The organism is Streptomyces panacea, assembly GCF_040560175.1.
GTDB classification, from domain to species: domain Bacteria; phylum Actinomycetota; class Actinomycetes; order Streptomycetales; family Streptomycetaceae; genus Streptomyces; species Streptomyces panacea.
The window spans coordinates 1-6,121 of the sequence record NZ_JARJHW010000286.1 but is presented as its reverse complement, the minus strand read 5'-3'; the positions used below and the strand labels follow the sequence as shown (position 1 = coordinate 6,121).

The following is a 6,121-nucleotide window of genomic DNA, read 5'->3' as shown; positions in this document are numbered from 1 at the left end:
CGTGGGCGGGGGCCCATTCGACGCAGCCGCCGCCGTTGCCGTTGCTGTACGTGGACTTGACCCACTGAGCGTGCGTCAGGCTGCTGCTCATGATGGAAGTGCCTCCATGACTGCTCGGATGAACGTCGCTGAGTCCTTCGGCGACAGGGCACTGGCCCTGAGCAGATCGTAGGCGCGCTGCCGGGCCCTGACGAGTGTCTTTTCCTCCAGCAGCGTGCCCGTGGAAATGCTCTCCTCGTAGGCGACTTGGGTGCCTTTTTCGAGCGTCATCAACGTCAGTGAACCGTTGGCCAAGGCATGTCCCCCGTGTGCGAACGGGAGAACCTGGACCATGCTGGTCGATGTGAGCGTCAGGTCGAGCAGCCGGGTCAGTTGAGCCCGCATGACGGCGGGGCCGCCGTACGAACGCAGCAGTACCGCCTCGTCCAGGATCGCGGAGAAATCGGGTGCCGGGTCGGCGGTGAGCAGCGCCTGCCTGCCCATTCGTGCCGCGACCAGTTCATCGATCTCGTCGTGCGTGGCCTTCGGGTTGTGGATCTCGAACAGCGCGCGGGCGTACGGCTCCGTCTGGACAATGCCCGGTACGAGTTGGCTGGCGTACTCCTGGATGACGCGCGCCCGCGCTTCGAGGTCCATCCGTCGCTGGTACTGATCCGGGTGGATCTCCTTCCGCGCCAGCGCGTACAGCTTCCTGAAGATCCCGCCCGCCCCGAACGCCGCGTCCAGGCGGTCCGGCAGATCCTCCGGGATCATCGTTTCGGCCGTTTCGAAGCGGGCCAGTGCGCTTTTCGAGTATCTGACCACCATCGCCAGGCTTTCCAGGCTCATGCCCGCTGCCTCGCGGTGGCGTCGCATTTCGGAGCCGAACAGATCGCGGGCCGAGCGTTCCGGTGAAAGCTCGCGCGGTCGTGGTGCCATCGGCGAACCCCTTATCCCCGTAGTCGTGTTGGGAGACAAACGACTTCTGATCGTACGCGTGACGACCGATTCTTGATGCACAGACGGTAATGACGCGATGACGGAAGGCGCACCTCTCCATGTGCGAACAGGGACTCGAAGGGTCCGCCCCAACACACCCCGGTACGGCCGAACTTGAAGCCGTCATCCACGCCGGAGGCTTCTGGCGGCTCGTGCCCGAGGGTGTGCCGCGCGTCTATGACCCCGTCACCCGAGAGCTGTTGGAGCGCGTGCTCCACCGACTGAGGCGAGGTACGGAATGACGCAGAGCGACGCCCGCAGGCAACTGGCGCGGCTGACGGAGCGGTTCGGTACGGACGGCGTCCTGGTGGTCCGTACGGACGGCCGCCGTTCCGAGGAGCCCGTGCTCCCCGGGGACGCCGTCCATCGCTGGCCGCCGTGCGAGTGCGGGCACTCGCTGTGCCCGGACTACCGGCCGCCGGGGGACCTTTCAGACGGTACGTAGTGCCAGGAGCGTTCGCCAGGGTGGCGGGGAGACCGGTCCAGCGTTCGGCATCTGGGACCACGAATCGCGCCAACCGCTACTGGAGAGGAGTTTCCCCGCCTTCGGTTGTCTCGACCCGCACGATGCGCAACCCCAGTTCGCCGAGGCGCTCAACGGCCCAAGCCACGGCCTCTTCCAACTGGGGAGCCCGCACTGCGCAGGGGAAACGCGTGCCTTGCTGATCCTGCTCCCAGCCGACCTGACCGCCGGCGAGGACGTCGTCGTGGTCGAAACAGTCGGACTGCTCCCGCGTCGGCTCGTGCTCGGGGTACATGACGAACGACCACTCACGCACAGCTGCTGTGCCGACGGGTGAATTCATCGACCTTCTTCCCCTCCGTACCTGGACTCGTCGGTGTGCTCCACACCTTCGTGCTGGCAGAACACGGGCAGCAGACCACGTAACCCCAACGGTGACCATTCTGGTCCCGCTTGACCTTGAGGCCGGCCATCTCCGCCCGCCGCAGAGCCGCTTCGACATCCGCCTTCGGGTGCCGATCACCTTTCATGAAGTAATCACCTCCAGGCATCTTGCAACGCGGTGCAGCGCAATAGGGCACGGGCTCGGGGAGCGATTGTGGCTGCAAGGCGCGGGGGTACGTTCCACGACCCCATGGGCACGGCGACGCGAGCGGGCTCGCTCCGGCGCGCGAGGAACGCGGGGAGAGCGGCCCCGGTATTCCGCACGACGGCCCGTCGTCAGGCGATCTTCGCGCCGTACACGTGGTCCACCGTCATCGTCATCAGGACGCGGCGGTCCGCGACCATCACCGAGCGGTACTCGTCCCAGTCCGGGTGCTCCCCGGAGGCGTGGCGGTAGTAGTCGACCAGGGCCTCGACCTCCGGGCCGTGCGGGTCGGTGCCGGGGCCGGTGAGGGTGACCCGGCCCTCGGCCGTAGCCCAGGACCAGCCGTCGGGGCTGGTGACTTCCAGGGCCGCCCGGGGGTCACGCCGCAGGTTCGTCGTCTTCGCCCGGCCCTCCGTCATCGATACGTAGAGGACGCCGGCCTCCTCGTCGTAGAAGGGCATCACGGGGGACAGCTGGGGCAGGCCGTCCGACTTGATCGTGGCGAGGACGCCGAGGCGGCTCGCCGCGAGGAGCGTGCGCGGGTTGAACGGTGTCGTGGTGGTCATGTACGGCTCCAATGAATGACGGGCTGTCGGCTATTCCCGTGCCCCCTCGGGCTTGCGGAAGAGTTCGATCATCGCCGCGTAACCCTCGGCGCCGTGACCGTCCGCCACGGAACGTTCCGCCAGGGCCTTGAGGAATTTGGGGAATTCGGCGTTGACGCCGAGGAATTCACTCTCGTCGACGAGGTGGTCCATCGAGGCCAGATGGGTGTTCAGGGTGGCATCGGGGGCGGGATACTCGCCTTTGTCGATCTGCTCCGCGTAGCCGGGGACCCATTCCGCGAGCATCTTTATGCTCTTGGCCGCGAGCGGCGCGAACGCCCCCGCGTTCACCCCCGCCGCGCCGAGCACGGCGGCGCCCTGGAGGAAGCTGTTCAGGACGCCCCACATCAGGCCCAGCACCGCCACGTCGTGCAGCGACGTCAGACCGTGGTCGTCGCCGAGGTGGTCCGTGGCCCCGCCGAGAACCTTGAGGGACGGCTCGTGTGCCTCGAAGGCCGCGCGCGGCCCGCTGTAGAGGATGACGGCGTCCGCCGTGCCGACGCCGCCCGGGTCGGTCAGGATCGCGCCGTCGAGATACGCGGCGCCGTGCGCCGCCGCCCACTTGGCCGTCTCGCGGGCGCCCTCGGACGTGCCCGAGGTCAGATTCACCAGGACCCGGCCGTCGAGTACGTCGCCCACCGGATCGAGCAGCGCGTGCACGGCGTCGTAGTCCAGGACGCAGACGACGACCAGCGGGCTCGCCGCGACGGCGTCGGCGACCGAGTCGGCGAGCGTGGCGCCCTTCGCGACGAGAGGGTCGGCCTTGGCCGCCGTACGGTTCCACACGGTCGTGGCGTGCCCCTCGCGCAGGAACGCCTCGGCCAGCGCCTGGCCCATCAGACCCAGGCCGATGACCGTCACGGGTGCAGCAGAGTTCATTCTTCGCTCCTCGGTATGGATCGGTGCGCGTGACAGAATCCTCAACGTTCATACCGATATGAAGGTCAAGGGGTGCCGACATGCTGATCGGGGAACTGAGCCGGCGGACGAGCGTCAACGCTCATCAATTGCGGTACTACGAAGCCCAGGGCCTGCTCGAACCGGAGCGCGGCGCCAATGGCTACCGCGAGTACGGCAGCGACGCGGTCGTGACCGTCACGCAGATCCGACGGCTGCTCGAAGCGGGGCTCTCGACCGAGGAGATCGCGTTCCTGCTGCCCTGCGCGACCGGCGCGGGGCCCGAACTCATGCCTTGCGACGACGTCTTGGTGATGCTTCGGGCGCGGCAGCGGGGACTGGACGATCACATCGACACGCTGGTCCGTTCGCGCCGGACGTTGCGGGAGTTCATCGAAGCCACCGAGCGGCAGGCGTCGCCGTACGCCCGGTCCGGGGCGTGCGACGCCTGATCGGCGGAGGCGTCGAGCGGCACCGTGCCCGGAAATCTCCCTCCACGTATGGATTACTTTGGAGCCTCCCGGACGAGGCGTTAGGTTAGGCTCGCCTAACAATTAGCCGGACTGTCGGCGTCCGGCGACGTTGTTGGCCGATCTGTCCACCCGGAGCGGTCGCTCGTACCCTGATACAGCGCGCCGCCTGCCGAGACCGGTCGATCCCCCATCCCCCAGCCGAGGTTGAAACCGTCGTGTCCGTCCAGTTCCCGCCCTCCGCCGCGCCGCTCGCCGCCCACCCCGTGGACGTCCTGCCGGCCACCGTCCGCAGCCGACTGCTGGAGTTGGCGCGCGGCGCCGAGCCCGTGTCGGCGTACGTGTACGACGGAGCGGTCGCCGCCGCGCGTGCCCGGGAGCTGCGGGCCGCGCTGCCCGACTGGGCGGCCGTCTACTACGCGGTCAAGGCCAACTCGTTCCCCGGCATCGTCCGCGCCCTCGCCCCGCACGTCGACGGCTTCGAGGTCGCGTCCGTGAGCGAGCTGGAACTCGCCCTGGCCGTCGGCGAATCGGGGGCGACACCCGCTGTCGTGGCCGCCGGGCCCGCCAAGTCCGTACCCGTCCTCACCGCCCTCGTCCGCGCCCGGGTCGAGGCCATCAACGCCGAGAGCCTGCTCGAACTCCACCGGATAAGCCGTATCGCCGTCACCGAAGGGGTCACCGCGCGCGTCGCGCTGCGCGTCAATCCGGCCGACATCCCGATCAGCGGCTCGCTCCACATGGGCGGGGCGCCCTCGCAGTTCGGTGTCGCCGAGCCCGACGTACCCGGCGTGCTCGACGCCGCCGGCAAGCTCCCCGGCCTCGACATCGTCGGCTTCCACATCCACGCCGCGTCGAACAACCTCGACGCCGACACCCATGCGGCGTACCTTCGTTGGTGCGTCGAGTGGAGCGTGGCCACGGCCGCCGAGACCGGCATCGAGCTGCGGCACGTCGACATCGGCGGCGGCATAGGCGTCGCCTTCGAGGGCGAGACGCCCTTCGACATGGCCCGGTTCGGTGAACTCGCCGCGCTCGTCGAGCCACCCGTGGGGGTGAAGGTCGTGCTGGAGCCGGGCCGGTTCCTGGTCGCGGACTGCGGCTGGTACGCGGCCGAGGTGACGGACGTCAAAGCCTCCTACGGCGAGTGGTTCGCCGTACTGCGTGGTGGAATCAACCACTTCCAGCTGCCCACCTCCTGGGACATCGTGCACAACGTCGCCGTGCTGCCCGTCGATGCGTGGGAGGCGGGCGGGGAGTGTCCGAGGCCCGCCGCGGAACAGACGCGTGTCACCGTCGTGGGCGAGCTGTGCACACCGGAGGACACCCTGCTTCGGGACGTCTTCGTCGAACGGGTGCGCGCGGGTGATCTCGTCGTCTTCCCCAACGCCGGTTCCTACGGCTGGGAGTTCGCCATGCACTCCTTCCTCGGGCACCCGGTCGCCGGGCGGCATCTGCTCTAGGGCGTGTTCCCAGGGCCCGGACCGTCCTCCCTCCCCGCCTCTTCTCCCACCCTCATACTCCGGAGCCGTTCCATGACCGTTCCCGCTGTCACGTTGCCCGCCGCCGGGCGGTCCGCGGAAGCCACCGCCGACTCCATCCTGGAGCGGCAGCGGGCCAGGGAGTCGTCCGCCCGCACGTACGCCCGTTCCTTCCCGATCGTCCCGGCCCGCGCCCACGGCATGACGATCGAGGGCACTGACGGCCGCCGCTATCTCGACTGCCTCTCCGGCGCCGGAACGCTCGCGCTCGGCCACAACCACCCCGTCGTGCGCGAGGCCATCCAGCGCACGCTTGACAGCGGGGCCCCGCTGCACGTGCTCGACCTCGCGACGCCCGAGAAGGACGACTTCACGGACGCGCTGTTCGAGACGCTCCCGAAGGCGTTCGCCGACCGCGCCCGCGTGCACTTCTGCGGGCCCGCCGGGACCGACGCCGTCGAGGCCGCGCTGAAGCTGACACAGACGGCGACCGGGCGGCGCGGGGTGCTCGCGTTCACCGGCGCGTACCACGGGATGACGGCGGGCGCGCTGGCGGCGACCGGCAGCGTGGCCGTCAGGGAGCCGGTGCAGGGCGGGGGCGCGGCGGGTGGCGAGGTGACGCGGCTGCCGTACCCGTA

The 6,121-nt window shown here is 69.2% G+C and carries 9 protein-coding genes; 4 read left to right on the top strand and 5 right to left on the bottom strand.

The features are described 5' to 3' along the window. Together P3L51_RS34555 and P3L51_RS34550 are read right to left on the bottom strand one after the other, a co-directional pair. Nucleotides 1–91, bottom strand: a 91-nt coding sequence (locus P3L51_RS34555) for a DUF397 domain-containing protein (RefSeq protein WP_354609321.1), incomplete at its 3' end; no start/stop codon positions are given. Continuing rightward, nucleotides 88–918 carry a helix-turn-helix domain-containing protein gene (locus P3L51_RS34550; protein WP_354609320.1) on the bottom strand — a complete coding sequence of 277 codons (831 nt, stop codon included), beginning with the start codon at nt 916–918 and terminating at the stop codon, nt 88–90. The genes P3L51_RS34550 and P3L51_RS34555, both read right to left, overlap by 4 nt. A gap of 298 nt (nt 919–1,216) precedes the next feature. On the opposite strand from P3L51_RS34550, the gene P3L51_RS34545 reads away from it, so the two are divergent. Continuing rightward, complete coding sequence (locus tag P3L51_RS34545) at nt 1,217–1,423, top strand: hypothetical protein (protein WP_354609319.1); 207 nt, start codon at nt 1,217–1,219, stop codon at nt 1,421–1,423. Nucleotides 1,424–1,499: 76 nt separating this feature from the next. Here P3L51_RS34545 and P3L51_RS34540 read toward each other — a convergent pair whose 3' ends face one another. The 3 genes from P3L51_RS34540 to P3L51_RS34530 form a co-directional block, all read right to left on the bottom strand. Further along, on the bottom strand, nt 1,500–1,784 hold the full coding sequence (locus P3L51_RS34540) for a hypothetical protein (RefSeq protein ID WP_354609318.1): 285 nt from the start codon (nt 1,782–1,784) through the stop codon (nt 1,500–1,502). 377 nt (nt 1,785–2,161) lie between these two features. After that, a complete protein-coding gene (locus tag P3L51_RS34535; RefSeq protein WP_354609317.1) occupies nt 2,162–2,596 on the bottom strand; it encodes a PPOX class F420-dependent oxidoreductase in 435 nt (144 codons plus the stop codon). Between the two features lie 30 nt (nt 2,597–2,626). Continuing rightward, on the bottom strand, nt 2,627–3,514 hold the full coding sequence (locus P3L51_RS34530; protein ID WP_354609316.1) for an NAD(P)-dependent oxidoreductase: 888 nt from the start codon (nt 3,512–3,514) through the stop codon (nt 2,627–2,629). A gap of 80 nt (nt 3,515–3,594) precedes the next feature. On the opposite strand from P3L51_RS34530, the gene P3L51_RS34525 reads away from it, so the two are divergent. From P3L51_RS34525 to P3L51_RS34515, 3 genes are all read left to right on the top strand, one after another. Next, on the top strand, nt 3,595–3,984 hold the full coding sequence (locus P3L51_RS34525) for a MerR family transcriptional regulator (RefSeq protein WP_354609315.1): 390 nt from the start codon (nt 3,595–3,597) through the stop codon (nt 3,982–3,984). A 236-nt stretch (nt 3,985–4,220) separates the two neighbouring features. Further along, nucleotides 4,221–5,465 (top strand): alanine racemase, encoded by a 1,245-nt coding sequence (locus tag P3L51_RS34520; protein WP_354609314.1) that lies wholly within the window; start codon nt 4,221–4,223, stop codon nt 5,463–5,465. 72 nt (nt 5,466–5,537) lie between these two features. After that, a partial coding sequence (locus tag P3L51_RS34515) for an aminotransferase class III-fold pyridoxal phosphate-dependent enzyme (RefSeq protein ID WP_354609313.1) occupies nt 5,538–6,121 on the top strand: 584 nt, incomplete at its 3' end.